Origin of the sequence: Bradyrhizobium sp. 40, assembly GCF_023100925.1 — a bacterium.
GTDB lineage: Bacteria > Pseudomonadota > Alphaproteobacteria > Rhizobiales > Xanthobacteraceae > Bradyrhizobium.
In genome coordinates, this window is record NZ_CP064688.1 from 292,802 (window position 1) to 306,903 (window position 14,102).

General features: G+C 63.9%; 11 protein-coding genes. 4 read left to right on the top strand and 7 right to left on the bottom strand.

Annotation, left to right across the window (positions count from 1 at the left end):
* Positions 1–141 precede the first annotated feature (141 nt).
* Positions 142–1,416, top strand: coding sequence for a fumarylacetoacetase (gene fahA / locus IVB40_RS01390; RefSeq protein WP_247817910.1), 1,275 nt, complete (start codon positions 142–144; stop codon positions 1,414–1,416).
* Between the two features lie 119 nt (positions 1,417–1,535).
* Here fahA and IVB40_RS01395 read toward each other — a convergent pair whose 3' ends face one another.
* Both IVB40_RS01395 and IVB40_RS01400 read right to left on the bottom strand, forming a co-directional pair.
* The gene (locus IVB40_RS01395; RefSeq protein WP_247817911.1) at positions 1,536–1,847 is read right to left on the bottom strand and encodes a DUF1272 domain-containing protein; all 312 of its coding nucleotides are present in this window, start codon (positions 1,845–1,847) and stop codon (positions 1,536–1,538) included.
* A 73-nt stretch (positions 1,848–1,920) separates the two neighbouring features.
* The gene (locus IVB40_RS01400; protein ID WP_247817912.1) at positions 1,921–2,400 is read right to left on the bottom strand and encodes an Lrp/AsnC family transcriptional regulator; all 480 of its coding nucleotides are present in this window, start codon (positions 2,398–2,400) and stop codon (positions 1,921–1,923) included.
* 121 nt (positions 2,401–2,521) lie between these two features.
* Here IVB40_RS01400 and hppD point away from each other — a divergent pair, with 121 nt between their 5' ends.
* Positions 2,522–3,637: a 4-hydroxyphenylpyruvate dioxygenase gene (hppD, locus tag IVB40_RS01405; protein WP_247819640.1), complete on the top strand. Its 1,116-nt coding sequence runs from the start codon at positions 2,522–2,524 to the stop codon at positions 3,635–3,637.
* A gap of 190 nt (positions 3,638–3,827) precedes the next feature.
* Here the strand turns inward: hppD and IVB40_RS01410 are convergent, their stop codons facing one another.
* From IVB40_RS01410 to IVB40_RS01425, 4 genes are all read right to left on the bottom strand, one after another.
* Positions 3,828–4,940, bottom strand: a complete 1,113-nt coding sequence (locus IVB40_RS01410; RefSeq protein ID WP_247817913.1) for a CaiB/BaiF CoA-transferase family protein — start codon at positions 4,938–4,940, stop codon at positions 3,828–3,830.
* 207 nt (positions 4,941–5,147) lie between these two features.
* Positions 5,148–5,948 (bottom strand): xanthine dehydrogenase family protein subunit M, encoded by an 801-nt coding sequence (locus IVB40_RS01415; RefSeq protein ID WP_247363145.1) that lies wholly within the window; start codon positions 5,946–5,948, stop codon positions 5,148–5,150.
* Positions 5,949–5,961: 13 nt separating this feature from the next.
* Complete coding sequence (locus IVB40_RS01420; protein ID WP_247817914.1) at positions 5,962–8,304, bottom strand: xanthine dehydrogenase family protein molybdopterin-binding subunit; 2,343 nt, start codon at positions 8,302–8,304, stop codon at positions 5,962–5,964.
* 84 nt (positions 8,305–8,388) lie between these two features.
* Positions 8,389–8,874, bottom strand: a complete 486-nt coding sequence (locus IVB40_RS01425; protein WP_007599059.1) for a (2Fe-2S)-binding protein — start codon at positions 8,872–8,874, stop codon at positions 8,389–8,391.
* A gap of 352 nt (positions 8,875–9,226) precedes the next feature.
* On the opposite strand from IVB40_RS01425, the gene IVB40_RS01430 reads away from it, so the two are divergent.
* Both IVB40_RS01430 and IVB40_RS01435 read left to right on the top strand, forming a co-directional pair.
* Positions 9,227–11,266 carry a HAMP domain-containing methyl-accepting chemotaxis protein gene (locus IVB40_RS01430; RefSeq protein ID WP_027568324.1) on the top strand — a complete coding sequence of 680 codons (2,040 nt, stop codon included), beginning with the start codon at positions 9,227–9,229 and terminating at the stop codon, positions 11,264–11,266.
* Between the two features lie 184 nt (positions 11,267–11,450).
* Positions 11,451–13,484, top strand: a complete 2,034-nt coding sequence (locus IVB40_RS01435; RefSeq protein WP_247817915.1) for a HAMP domain-containing methyl-accepting chemotaxis protein — start codon at positions 11,451–11,453, stop codon at positions 13,482–13,484.
* Between the two features lie 154 nt (positions 13,485–13,638).
* On the opposite strand, the gene IVB40_RS01440 is transcribed toward IVB40_RS01435, so the two are convergent.
* The gene (locus IVB40_RS01440) at positions 13,639–13,977 is read right to left on the bottom strand and encodes a DUF3175 domain-containing protein (RefSeq protein ID WP_027568042.1); all 339 of its coding nucleotides are present in this window, start codon (positions 13,975–13,977) and stop codon (positions 13,639–13,641) included.
* Positions 13,978–14,102: the final 125 nt, after the last annotated feature.

A 14,102-nucleotide genomic window follows, 5' to 3' on the forward strand; every position in this document is an offset into this window, starting at 1 on the left:
TCGCCGCATAGCGGCGAGACGGGTGAGGGGTCTCTCTCCCCACGTGAGCCTCTCGCAGTATCAATTGTCGATACAACCCCTCATCCGGCGCTTCGCGCCACCTTCTCCCACAAGGGGAGAAGGAAAAAGGACTGGCGAAAAGTGACAACGCACCCCAACGACCCCAGCCTCCGCTCCTTCATCGACGTCGATCCCGCCTCCGATTTCCCGATCCAGAACCTGCCTTACGGCGTGTTCTCGACCGCGGCCAACCCGACTCCGCGGGTCGGCGTGGCGATCGGCAAATATGTGCTCGATCTCTGGGAACTCGAGCAGGATTCGCGGCTCGACGTCGGCCCGCTCGGCGTGTTCTCGACGCCGTCGCTCAATGCTTTCATGGCGTTGGGGCCAAAGGTCTGGACGAAGACGCGGGCGCGGATCAGCGAGCTGCTGCGCGCCGATCATCCAGAACTGCGCGACAACGAGGAGCTGCGCAAGCAGGCTCTGGTGCCGATGCGCGATGCGAAACTGCATCTGCCATTCGCAGTCTCCGGCTACACCGATTTCTATTCGTCGAAAGAACACGCCACCAATGTCGGCGTGATGTTCCGTGGCAAGGACAATGCGCTGCAGCCGAACTGGCTCCATATGCCGATCGCCTACAACGGCCGTGCCTCGACCGTCGTGGTCTCCGGCACCAAGGTGAAGCGGCCGCGCGGGCAGCTCAAGCCGCCGAATGTGGAGGCGCCGAGCTTCGGACCGTGCAAGCGGCTCGATTTCGAACTGGAGATGGGCGTCGTGATCGGCCAGCCCTCAGCCATGGGCGGCATGCTCACGGAGCAGCAGGCCGAGGAGATGATCTTCGGCTTCGTGCTGCTCAACGACTGGAGCGCGCGCGATATCCAGCAATGGGAATATGTGCCGCTCGGCCCGTTCCTCGCCAAGGCGTTCGCGACCTCGATCAGCCCGTGGGTGGTGACGCGCGAGGCGCTGGAGCCGTTTCGCCTGAGCGGGCCGGAGCAGGAGCCGGTGCCGCTCGACTACCTCAAGCAGGGCAAGCCGCAGAACTACGAGCTTGAGCTCGACGTCTCCTTGCGTGCCGCAGGAGCCAACGCGCCGGCCGGTGTCAGCCGTACCAATTTCAAGTACATGTACTGGTCCTCGGTGCAGCAGCTGATGCACCACGCCTCCTCCGGCTGCGCCATGAATGTCGGAGATCTCCTGGGCAGCGGCACCATTTCCGGCCCGGAGAAGAACCAGCGCGGCAGCCTGCTGGAGATCAGCTGGAACGGCACCGAGCCGGTCGAATTGCCCGGCGGCATCAAACGGACGTTCCTGGAAGACGGCGACAGCCTCGTCATGCGCGGCTGGTGTCAGGGCGAAGGCTATCGCGTCGGTTTTGGTGAGGTCGAAGGGACGATTCTGGCGGCGGAGTAGGGCGCCGCCGCTTCCACAAACTCCGTCATTGCGAGCGTAGCGAAGCAATCCAGAATCTTTCCGCGGAGGCGTCTGGATTGCTTCGTCGCAAGGGCTCCTCGCAATGACGTGGAGAGAGTTCACCGCTTCTCCGGCGGTACATCCTTGACCCGCGCGCAATGCGCCGCGACGTCCTCCAGGCTGTACTTCAGATGCACCCGCTTGTCCGACGGCGCCTGCTTGGTCGTGCACACGCCCGGTCGCCATTGCTGCGTTGGCCTGATCGGGCGCGGCGCAAAGCCGCCGCCGCAGTTCGGGCAGACGTTGGAGAGTTTCGTCTCCACGCAGTCCGCACAGAAGGTGCATTCATAGGAGCAGATCCGCGCATCGGTTGCGTTCGGCGGCAGGTCTCGGTCGCAATATTCGCAGTTCGGTCGAAGCTGGAGGGCCATGGCTCAGTCTCCACAGATTGGCCGGATCATCGCAGATAGCACGTGCAGCGCGAATGCCGGATTTCCCTCGATTTCAGCCGGGCTTGATTTCCTTCAGCGGCAGACGCGTGCTTTCCTTCAGCTTGTCGAGCACGATCGATGAGCGCACATGCGCCACGCTCTGGTGCGGCATCAGCACGTCGTTGACGAGATTGGAGAGACCCTTCAGGTCGCGCAACACGGCTTTCAGCACATAGTCGGCGTCGCCCGTGAGCGAATAGGCCTCCTGGATCTCGTCGATTCGATTGACCAGCGTTCGGAACCGTTTCGAGTTGTCTGGTGAGTGGGTCGCCAGCGTCACCTGGATGAAGGCGACCACGCCGAAGCCGAGGGCCTCGCTGGAGAGATCGGCGTGATAGCCTGATATCACCTTCTCCTCCTCCAGCCGCATCCGTCGCCGCGAGCATTGCGAGGCCGAGAGTCCCGCGAGGTCGGCCAGTTCCTGGTTGGTGAGGCGGCCGTCGTCCTGCAGCGCGCCCAGGATCTTGAGGTCGAAGGCATCCACCAAAGTCATGCGCAATTGTCCCGTTTTATGCTCAGATCGTGCGCAGGATAAGCAAATGACGTCCCATTTGCACGCTCATTGCAAGCGCCATGAAGGATAGTTCATGGCAGCAGCAATTTGGGAGAGCACCATGGGTCCGTTTCCGCACGATGCACCGCCGGCCACGATCAGCGCCGACAATCCGATGGGCACCGACGGGTTCGAATTCGTCGAATATGCGCATCCCGATCCGGAACAGCTGCACGCCCTGTTCAAGCTGATGGGCTATGCGCCCGTCGCGCGCCACAGAACGAAGAAGATCACGGTCTATCGCCAGGGCGACATCAATTATCTCGTCAACGAGGAGCCCGGCACCCACGGTCACGATTTCGTCGCTGCGCACGGCCCCTGTGCGCCGTCGATGGCGTTTCGCGTCGTCGATGCCAAGAAGGCCTATGACCGTGCGATATCGCTCGGTGCCGAACCTGCGGATGTGTCCTCCGCGCAGAAGACGCTCGACGTCCCCGCGATCAGGGGCATCGGCGGCAGCCTGCTCTATTTCGTCGATCGCTACGGCGCCAAGGGTTCGGCCTATGACAACGAGTTCGTATGGCTCGGCGCGCGCGATCCGCATCCCGCCGGTGCCGGCCTGTTCTATCTCGATCACCTCACCCACAACGTTCATCGCGGCCGCATGGACGTGTGGACCAGCTTCTACGAGAAGCTCTTCAATTTCCGCCAGATCCGCTTCTTCGACATCGAGGGCCGCGCCTCAGGCCTGTTCTCGCGCGCGCTGACGAGCCCTGACGGCAAGATCCGGATTCCGATCAACGAGGACGCCGGCGATTCCGGCCAGATCGAGGAATATCTCAATATCTATCGCGGCGAAGGCATCCAGCACATCGCCTGCGGCTGCCGCGACATCCACCGCACCATCGAGGACTTGCGCGAAGCGGGCCTGCCCTTCATGCCGGCGCCGCCCGCGACCTATTTCGAGCGGATCGACGCCCGGTTGCCGAAGCATGGCGAGGACGTCGCGCGCCTGCAGAAGAACGGCATCCTGATCGACGGCGAAGGCGTGGTCGACGGCGGTCAGACCAAGGTGCTGCTGCAGATCTTCTCGGCCAATGCGATCGGCCCCATCTTCTTCGAGTTCATCCAGCGCAAGGGCGACGACGGTTTTGGCGAGGGCAATTTCAAGGCGCTGTTCGAATCGATCGAGGAGGACCAGATCCGGCGTGGGGTGCTGAAGGTGGATGCGGCGTAAGTCGCGCACTTTACGTACACTGCCACATCAAAACAGGTGTCGTCCCGGCGAAGGCCGGGACCCATACCGCGTGATTTATCGATCTCATCGGTGAGGGTACCGAACTCCGAGTCTTCGCCAAACCACTCCCTGTGGTTATGGGTCCCGGCCTTCGCGAGACGACAGCGGAGGTTGTTGTAACGGCGGGGGTCTAACGCCCCGCCTTCCACGCCTTCGTCACTGCGCCGATCTCCGCCCCTTCCGGCTCGCGCACCGCCGATGGCGTCCGTGAAAAGCGCGGCGCCGGCGCCGGCTGCTTGACGCCGTGGCGCTCGACGAACACCTGTCGGGCGACCATATGCGGATGCTCGGTCGCTTCCGACATGGTCAGCACCGGCGCAAAGCAGATGTCGGTGCCTTCCATGATCTTGCACCAGTCCTCGCGCGTCTTGCTCTTGAACACCGTCTTCAGTTTCTCCTTCAGCGCGGGCCAGGCCTTGCGGTCCATCTGCGCGTCGAAATCGGCGTCGGTCAGACCGGCGTGCTCGCGCAGCAGCGCGTAGAATTGCGGCTCGATCGAGCCGATCGAGACGAAATGGCCGCAGGCGCATTCGTAGACGCCGTAGAAATGCGCGCCGCCGTCGAGGAAGTTCTCGTTGCGGCCTTCGGTCCAGCGGCCGAGCGTGGTCATGTCGAAGAAGAACGACATCAGCGATGCCGCGCCGTCACACATCGCGGCATCGACGACCTGACCCTTGCCTGACCGCGAGGCCTCCAAGAGCGCCGCAAGCACGCCGACGACGAGATAGAGCGCGCCGCCGCCGAAATCGCCGACCAAATTGAGCGGCGGCACCGGCGCTTCTTTCGTGCCGATCGCGGCGAGCGCGCCGGTGATGGAGATGTAGTTGATGTCGTGGCCGGCGGCATTGGCGAGCGGGCCTTGCTGGCCCCAGCCGGTCATGCGGCCGTAAACCAGCTTTGGATTGCGCGCGAGCACGACGTCAGGCCCGAGGCCGAGCCGCTCCATCACGCCGGGACGGAAACCCTCGACCAGCGCGTCGGCATTCGCAAGCAGATCGAGCACCTCCGCGATCGCCGTCTTGTCCTTGAGGTCGAGCTCGACCACCTTGCGGCCGCGGCCTGCGACGGACTTCATGCTCTTCCTGGCGCCGACACGATCGAGCGTGACGACATCGGCGCCCATGTCGGCCAGCAACATGCAGGCGAACGGGCCGGGTCCAATGCCGGCGAATTCGACGATGCGGAAACCTGCGAGCGGACCGGAGGTGCGAACGGAGGAGGTGGGGGCTGATTTGTCGAGCACGTCGTTGTTTCCTCGGGTCGCGGGCGGATGCCGATTGTTCGGCAATCGCCTCGGACATTCCTCTGCGGGCGAGTTAATTGGCTGATTAACTTTTCTCGCCTTCACGCCAGCGAGGCAAGCGCTTTTCATCCGCACGGCCAAATAAAAACGGCGCGCACCGAAGTGCGCGCCGCGGAAGATTTGTGTTGAGGCGCTAAAGCGCGATCATCAGCGTGCGGCAGCCACCGCGCGCTGCGCCATCACCTTGATGAGGTTGGCGCGGTACTCCGCCGTGCCGTGGATGTCGGCCAGCAGATTGCTCGCCGAGATGCTCACGCCATCGATCGCCGACGGTGACCAATTCGCCTTCAGCGCCGTTTCGATGGCCGCGACCCGCATCACGCCGCTTTGCGAGGCGCCGGTGGCGGCTACCCGAATCTCGCCCGACTTCGTCTGCGCGACGAACACGCCGGTCAGCGCGAAGCGAGACGCAGGGTGGCGCATCTTTTCGTAGCCTGCCTTCGCCGGAACCGGGAACGACACGGCGGTGATAAGCTCGCCGTCCTCCAGCGCCGTCGTGAACATGCCCTGGAAGAAATCATCCGCCGTGATCGACCGCTTGTTGGTCTTCACGGTGGCGCCGAGCGCGAGCAGCGCGGCGGGAAAATCCGCCGCGGGATCGTTGTTGGCGATCGAGCCGCCGATCGTGCCGCGATAGCGCACGGCGGGGTCGCCGAGCACCGAGGTGAGATAGGCGATTGCGGGGATCGCCTTCTTCACATCGGCATTCTGCATGATGTCGAAATAGGTCGTGCCGGCCTTGATGGTCAGCACGTCGCCCGAGAGCTCGACGCCCTGCAGCTCCTTGATCTTGCCGAGGTCGATGACGTCGGTCGGGCTGGCGAGCCGCTGCTTCATCACCGGCAGCAGCGTCTGGCCGCCGGCGAGGAACTTTGCTTCGCTGCTCTTGGAAAACAGGGCGACGGCTTCGTCAACCGAGGACGCGCGATGATAAACGGTCTGGTACATCTTCGTTCCTCCCTTAAGCCGCGTGGATCGTGCGCCACACCCTGTCAGGGGTTGCTGGCATTTGCAGATTGTTCTTGCCGATCGCGTCCGTGATCGCATTGATAACGGCCGCAGAGGCGCCGATCGCGCCGGCCTCACCGCAACCCTTGATGCCGAGCGGATTGCCCGGACACAGCGTCGTGGTGTGGGAGAGGTTGAACGAGGGAACGTCGTCGGCGCGCGGCATGGCGTAGTCCATGAACGAGGCCGTGACTGGCTGTCCGCTGGCGTCGTAGATCGCGTGCTCGAGCAACGCTTGTCCGATGCCTTGCACAAGACCGCCATGGACCTGGCCTTCGACGATCATCGGGTTGATCAGCCGGCCGAAATCGTCGGCCGCGACGAAGTTGACGAAGGAGGTCTTGCCCGTACCGGGATCGACCTCGAGCTCGCAGATGTATGTGCCGGCCGGGAAGGTGAAGTTGGTCGGGTCGTAGAAGGCGCTCTCCTTCAGGCCCGGCTCCATCCCGTCAGGCAGATTGTGCGCGGTGTAGGCTGCGAGCGCGACCATCGGGAAGGCGATCGCCTTGTCGGTGCCGGCCACCTTGAACTCGCCGTTCTCGATGACGATGTCGCCTTCCGAGGCTTCCAGCGCATGCGCGGCGATTTTCTTGGCTTTGGATTCCATCTTCTCCATCGCCTTCAGGATCGCGGTGAGGCCGACGGCCGCGGAGCGCGAGCCGTAGGTGCCCATGCCGAACTGCACCTTGTCGGTGTCGCCATGGACGATCGAGACCTGGCTGATGGGAACGCCGAGGCGCTCCGCAACGAGCTGGCAGAACGTGGTCTCGTGACCCTGGCCGTGGCTGTGTGATCCCGTCAGGACCTCGATGGTGCCGACCGGGTTGACGCGGACTTCGGCGGATTCCCAAAGACCGACGCCGGCGCCCAAGCTGCCGACGGCCTTCGACGGCGCGATGCCGCAGGCCTCGATGTAGCAGGACACGCCAATGCCGCGCAGCTTGCCGTCGGCCTTCGCCTTGGCCTTGCGCCCGGCAAAGCCGGCATAGTCGATCGCCTTCATCGCGGCGTCGAGCGAGGCGTTAAAGTCGCCGGTGTCATAAGCCATGATCACCGGCGTCTGGTGCGGGAACTGGGTGATGAAGTTGGTCCGGCGCAGCGCGGCCGGATCGACCTTCAACTGCCGCGCCGCCGTCTCCATCAGACGTTCGATCAGATAGCTTGCCTCGGGGCGGCCGGCACCGCGGTAGGCGTCGACAGGCGTGGTGTTGGTGTAGACCCCGACAACCTCGGCATGGATCGCCGGGATGTTGTACTGGCCCGATAGCAGCGTCGCGTAGAGATAGGTCGGCACCGAGGACGAGAACAGCGACATGTAGGCGCCGAAATTGGCGTAGGTCTTCACCTTCAATCCGGTGATCTTGTTGTTGGCGTCGAACGCCATCTCGGCATGGGTGACGTGGTCGCGGCCATGCGCATCGGTGAGGAAGGCTTCGGTGCGGTCGCCGGTCCATTTCACGGGACGGCCGACCTTTTTCGAGGCCCACAGCGCCACCATCTCTTCGGGATAGATGAAGATTTTCGAGCCGAAGCCGCCGCCGACATCGGGTGCGATCACGCGCAGCTTGTGCTCGGGGGCGATGTTGTAGAACGCCGACAGCACGAGGCGGGCGACGTGCGGATTCTGCGACGTCGTGTAGAGCGTGAAGTGCTCTTCCGCTGAATCGTAGTCGGCGATCGCGGCGCGCGGCTCCATTGCGTTCGGCGCGAGGCGGTTGTTGGTGACGTCGAGCTTCACCACGTTGGCGGCCTTGGCGAAGGCAGCATCGGTGGCGCCCTCGTCGCCGATCACCCAGTCGTAGACCTGGTTGCCGGGAGCTTCGGGATGCAGCTGTGGCGCGCCGGACTTGATCGCGGCGTGGACGTCGGCGACCGCGGGCAGCTCTTCGTATTTCACGACCACGGCTTCGGCCGCGTCGCGTGCGAGATTTTTGGTTTCGGCGATCACGACCGCGACGGCCTGACCGACGAAGCGCACCGTCTCCGGCGCCATCGCCGGCCATGCGCCCATCTTCATCGGGCTGCCGTCCTTGGAGGTGATGGCCCAGCCGCAGATGAGGTTGCCGACCTTGTCGTCGACGATCTCTTGTCCAGTCAGCACCGCGACCACGCCCGGCATCTTCAGCGCGGCGGAGGAATCGATTCCCTTCACCTTGGCATGCGCGTGCGGGCTGCGGATGAAATGGGCATGGGTCATGCCCTGCAATTTGATGTCGTCGACGTAGCGGCCCTTGCCGGTAATGAAACGCTTGTCTTCCTTGCGCACGACGCTCGCGCCAATACCTTCAACACCCATGTCTGGTCCTCCCGACCGGAATTTGTCTTGACCGCGCTTTCCCTCGAAAGCAGCGGCGATCGTTCTTATTTCGAGGCGGGCCGCTTACTCGGCCGCCTGCGAGACCTTCATGCGGCCTGCCGCGTCCAGCACGGCTTTGACGATGTTGTGGTAGCCGGTGCAGCGGCAGATATTGCCTTCGAGCTCGTGGCGGACGGTGGCCTCGTCGAGCTGGCCGCCATAGCGGTGCACGATATCGATCGCCGACATGATCATGCCCGGCGTGCAATAGCCGCACTGCAGGCCGTGATTGTCGCGGAAGGCCGCCTGCATGGGATGCAGCTCGTCGCCCTTGGCGATGCCTTCGATCGTGGTGATGCTGGCGCCGTCGGCCTGTCCCGCCAGCATGGTGCAGGATTTGACCGCCTTGCCGTCCATATGGACGACGCAGGCGCCGCACTGGCTGGTGTCGCAGCCGACGTGGGTTCCGGTGAGGTTGAGGTGGTCGCGCAGCAGCTGAACCAGCAGCGTGCGGTCCTCGACGTCAACGGCAACAGCCTTGCCGTTCACCGTCAGTTTGACTGTAGACACGGTTGAAGTCCTCCCGGGGTCGATTTTGATTGTTTCTAATTAGAGACAGCGACCCGGAACTTTGCAACTACGATTTTGATCGCCCGCGTCATGGAAAAGTCATTGATCCAGAATGCCCAACATTGGTTGGGGGGGCGAGTCGGCCAGATCGGGTGCGGCGCCGGGGCGCAGCTGGGATGCCAGCCTCTATATCCTTGCGCGGTTCGCCTTTTCAGTTCGCTGGGCTGATAGAGCCTGAACTCTGCGGGCCCACCGAATTTACCGCCCCTTATCGATTCTGCCTTAGTTTTGCGCAGCCAGGTCAGGGGGCGGGGCGCCACCGGATCTCGGCTGAATGAAAATGGGGGTGGGAATGTCCGGGCGTATCGCGTCGTCGTCGAAGCGCACAATAATGCCGACCCTCAGGTTCCGCGCCAAGATCATTCTGGGCTTTGCCGCGGTGCTGGTGATCTCCGCCGGCAGCATGGCTTTCTCCTATTTTGGCTTCGAGCGGGTCTCGTCCGGGGTCGGGTCCTACCGCAGCAGCGTCACCGAGGCCGATCTCGCCCGTAATATCGACCGGGAGCTGCTCGCCTATCGCTCGGCCGTCAAATATTTCGTCGTCACCGGCAAGGAGGACGACGCCAAGACGGCGCTGGACGCGGAGACCGGCCTGAAGGGCGCCATCGACCAGGCGGTCAAGAGCGCCAAGAAGCCGGCGCGGCAGGAAAGTCTGGGCAAGCTCTCCAAGGAGTTTTCCAACTTCTCCGCGACCTTCGCAAAAGTCCTCCAGGCCAAGCGTGACAGCACGCTGCTGGTGCAGAACCAGCTTACGCGCAACGCCAACCTCCTGAAATACAAGCTCGACGACATCGGCAACAATGCCTCCGATTCCGAGGCGCAGGCGATCGAGTTCGGAACCAAGCAGGTCAACGCCCAATTCCAGACCGCGAATGCGGCAGCGACCAATTTCGTGCTGACGTCCGACCAGACGATTGCTACCAGCGCGCTGGCGCGGCTGAAATTCGTCGAGAACTCGCTCAACGCAGTCTATTCGATGGACGACAAGATCGTCGCCGGCCTGAAGGATGCCAGAGGATTGCTCGGCGCCTATCGGGAATCGCTGGAAAAACTGATCGCCAACGCCAAGATGATCGACGATCTCGTCACCGAGATGAGCGGTTCGGCCGGCGCGATCCTTCAGGGTGCTACCGCCATGAAGGCGGACCTCGTTGCCGAACAGCAGCGGCTGGAGTCCGAATCGGAAGCGACCATCGGGAAGACCGAGCAACTGGTGCTGATGCTGGCCGTCGGCGGCACGCTGCTCGGCGCGATCCTCGCTTTCCTGCTCGGCACCGGCATTTCGCGCCCGATGATCGCGATGTGCAAGGCGATGCGCGAGCTTGCTTCGGGCAATTTCGACGTCGTGCTGCCGGGCCTGGGGCGCAAGGACGAGATCGGCGAGATGGCCGGCGCGGTCGAGGAATTCAAAGTGCAGGCCGTGGCCAAGGCCGAGCGCGATGCCGCCGCCAACGAGGCCCAGAACAAGGAAGCGAGCGCTGCTCGCCGTTCCGAGCTGATTCGTTTCGCCGACGATTTCGAGAGCGCGGTCGGCGCCATCGTCTCCAACGTCTCGGCTTCTGCCGTGCAGCTGGAATCGGCGGCCTCGACGCTGACCCGCACCGCCGAGACCACCCAGAGCCTGTCGAGCCAGGTCGCCGACGTCTCCGAGCAGGCCTCCAGCAACATGCAGTCGGTCGCGACCGCGACCGAAGAGCTCTCGGCCTCGGTCGAGGAGATCGGCCGCCAGGTGCGCGATTCCAGCCGCATTGCCGAAGCCGCCGTGGTGCAGGCAAAGGAGACCGATAACCGCATCGGCAAGCTCTCGCATGCCGCCCAGCAGATCGGCGAAGTCGTCAAGCTCATCACGGCGATCGCCGAGCAGACCAATCTTCTGGCGCTCAACGCGACCATCGAGGCGGCGCGCGCCGGTGAAGCCGGCCGCGGCTTTGCAGTGGTCGCCAGCGAAGTGAAGTCGCTTGCGAGCCAGACCGCAAAGGCCACCGACGAGATCTCCTCGCACATCACGGGCATGCAAGGCGCGACAGCCGAATCGGTTGCGGCGATCAAGGAGATCGGCGCGACCATCGGCCAGATCTCGTCGATCTCGACGTCGATTGCGAGCGCAGTGGAGCAGCAAGGCGCAGCGACGCAGGAAATCGCGCGCAGCGTCCAGACCGTCGCACAGGGTACTCAGACCGCTGCCACCGACATCGGCCAGGTCAACCGCGGCGCCGCCGAAACCGGCTCGGCCTCGGAAGAGGTGCTGCACTCGGCCAAGACGCTGTCATCCGAAAGCACCCGCCTGCGCGCCGAGCTCGACCGCTTCATGGGCAATATCCGGGCGGCGTAGGGGCATCCGCGCCAATGTCGTCCTGGCGAAAGCCAGGACGACGAGACCCTGCGTCACCTAACCGCCGGTTGCGGCGCCACAAATTTACCGCCGCTTATCCTTTGCCATTTACCGTGCTCACGCGTCAGGAAGCGGGCTGCTTCCGGGCTGCGCCTGGTTTTCCGCGAATGGAATGGGGTGGGGAATGCCCGTCAAGTCGAAGCCGACCACATCGAAGCTGCTCACCTTGCGTTTTCGCGCAAAAATCATCCTCGGCTTCGTGGCGGTGCTCGCCATCCTCGCCGTCAGCATGGCTTTCGCGTATTTCGGCTTCGAGCGGATCCAGGCCGCCGTGGCCTCCTACCGCTCCAGCGTCGCCGAAGCGGACCTCGCGCGGACGGTCGATCGCGAGCTGATCGCCTACCAGGGGTTGGCGCGGGCCTACACGCTGACCGGCGCGGCGGATGATGAGACCGCCGCCAAAGCGGCCGAAGAGAATTTGAGGGCCGCGATCGCCAAGTCTGCGGCGGCCACCACGGGCGCCGCGCGCCGCGAGCAGGTCGGCCGGCTCGAGGCCGACTTCAAGAGCTTTACCAAGGTGTTCGGCGAGATCATCACGTTGACGCGCGAGAACGGCAAGATCGCGACGGATGAGCTCAACAGCGTCGGCAACAAGATCCGCTTCAAGTTCGACGATCTTGCCGATACCGCGGCATTGGCGGGCCTGAACTCGGTTCAGGGCACGGCCAAGGACATCACATCGCAATACCTTGCGGTTTCCACCTCGGTCAGCGCCTTCGTCGCCAAGCCGGAGCCGAAGACCGCCGACGGCGTGACCGCCCGCATCAAATTCCTGGAGACCTTGCTGGTCTCGATCTATGCCAACGACCAGAAAATCACCGACCGCGTCACCGAGATCAGCAATCTCCTCAAGCAGTACCGCGCCTCCTTTTCGAAGCTGACCGAGAACGTGAAGGTCATCGTCAAGCTGAACGGCGACATGACCAAGACGGCCGCGTCCATTCTCAAGCTCTCGGGTGAGCTGCGGTCGGAGCTGACGGCGGATCAGCAGCGCATCGAGGTGAGCGCCAATGCCACCATCAGCGAGACCGAGCGGACGATGCTGATGATGGCGCTGGGCGGCCTCGCCATTGGCGCCGCGTTGGCCTGGATGCTGGGCAATGGCATTTCGCGCCCGATGATCGCGATGTGCAAGGCGATGCGCGAGCTTGCTTCGGGCAATTTCGACGTCGTGCTGCCGGGCCTGGGGCGCAAGGACGAGATCGGCGAGATGGCCGGCGCGGTCGAGGAATTCAAAGTGCAGGCCGTGGCCAAGGCCGAGCGCGATGCCGCCGCCAACGAGGCCCAGAACAAGGAAGCGAGCGCTGCTCGCCGTTCCGAGCTGATTCGTTTCGCCGACGATTTCGAGAGCGCGGTCGGCGCCATCGTCTCCAACGTCTCGGCTTCTGCCGTGCAGCTGGAATCGGCGGCCTCGACGCTGACCCGCACCGCCGAGACCACCCAGAGCCTGTCGAGCCAGGTCGCCGACGTCTCCGAGCAGGCCTCCAGCAACATGCAGTCGGTCGCGACCGCGACCGAAGAGCTCTCGGCCTCGGTCGAGGAGATCGGCCGCCAGGTGCGCGATTCCAGCCGCATTGCCGAAGCCGCCGTGGTGCAGGCAAAGGAGACCGATAACCGCATCGGCAAGCTCTCGCATGCCGCCCAGCAGATCGGCGAAGTCGTCAAGCTCATCACGGCGATCGCCGAGCAGACCAATCTTCTGGCGCTCAACGCGACCATCGAGGCGGCGCGCGCCGGTGAAGCCGGCCGCGGCTTTGCAGTGGTCGCCAGCGAAGTGAAGTCGCTTGCGAGCCAGACCGCAAAGGCCACCGACGAGATCTCCTCGCACATCACGGGCATGCAAGGCGCGACAGCCGAATCGGTTGCGGCGATCAAGGAGATCGGCGCGACCATCGGCCAGATCTCGTCGATCTCGACGTCGATTGCGAGCGCAGTGGAGCAGCAAGGCGCAGCGACGCAGGAAATCGCGCGCAGCGTCCAGACCGTCGCACAGGGTACTCAGACCGCTGCCACCGACATCGGCCAAGTCAACCGCGGCGCCGCCGAAACCGGCTCGGCCTCGGAAGAGGTGCTGCACTCGGCCAAGACGCTGTCGTCCGAAAGCACCCGCCTGCGCGCCGAGCTCGACCGCTTCATGGGCAATATCCGGGCGGCGTAGGGGCATCCGCGCCAATGTCGTCCTGGCGAAAGCCAGGACCCTTAGCTCAAGCAGCAGTTATCGGGCGAACTACTCACTCCGAGTCATCGCCAAATTGCTCCCTGGGGTAATAGGTCCTGGATCGGCGCTGCGCTTGTCCAGGACGACGTGGCACTCACTCCCTCCCGAATGCCCGCTTCAGCTCCACCTTTGCCCGCTCCAGCCGCGTGCGCTGCGTCTGCGGCAGCGTCTTGCCGGCGCGGTTGATGTAGAACGTCAGCATCGACAGGGCCGAGCGGTAGGCGCCGGTCTTGCGGCGCGCGCTGTGCTCGGCCGAGCGCTTCAACGAGGTCGCGATCTTCTTCGCGCTGGTCAGCTTGAACACGCCTTGTTTGAGGTCGAGCGCGTCGCTCTCCTTCGTCACGCGCTGCGACCAGCGCTTCGGTGCGGCGCGTTTGGTGCTCTTGCGCGCCGCTGTTTTGCGAGAATGTGTCGTCTTTCTGACATGAGCCATGCGTCAACTCCTTGCGGCTCCAGCGAAAACCAGCGGCGCGAACGGTCGTTCCTGCGGGAACCTGCCCTCGCCGCAGACGTTGTCGCAGGTGGCAGGCGGAATGCCGCACCCCCTCGATCGGATCG

Coding starts and splice junctions, on each gene's coding strand:
- IVB40_RS01395 (WP_247817911.1), bottom strand. CDS start 1,847: ATGGCCCTCCAGCTTCGACCGAACTGCGAATATTGCGACCGAGACCTG.
- IVB40_RS01400 (WP_247817912.1), bottom strand. CDS start 2,400: ATGACTTTGGTGGATGCCTTCGACCTCAAGATCCTGGGCGCGCTGCAG.
- hppD (WP_247819640.1), top strand. CDS start 2,522: ATGGGTCCGTTTCCGCACGATGCACCGCCGGCCACGATCAGCGCCGAC.
- IVB40_RS01415 (WP_247363145.1), bottom strand. CDS start 5,948: ATGTACCAGACCGTTTATCATCGCGCGTCCTCGGTTGACGAAGCCGTC.
- IVB40_RS01420 (WP_247817914.1), bottom strand. CDS start 8,304: ATGGGTGTTGAAGGTATTGGCGCGAGCGTCGTGCGCAAGGAAGACAAG.
- IVB40_RS01430 (WP_027568324.1), top strand. CDS start 9,227: ATGTCCGGGCGTATCGCGTCGTCGTCGAAGCGCACAATAATGCCGACC.
- IVB40_RS01435 (WP_247817915.1), top strand. CDS start 11,451: ATGCCCGTCAAGTCGAAGCCGACCACATCGAAGCTGCTCACCTTGCGT.
- IVB40_RS01440 (WP_027568042.1), bottom strand. CDS start 13,977: ATGGCTCATGTCAGAAAGACGACACATTCTCGCAAAACAGCGGCGCGC.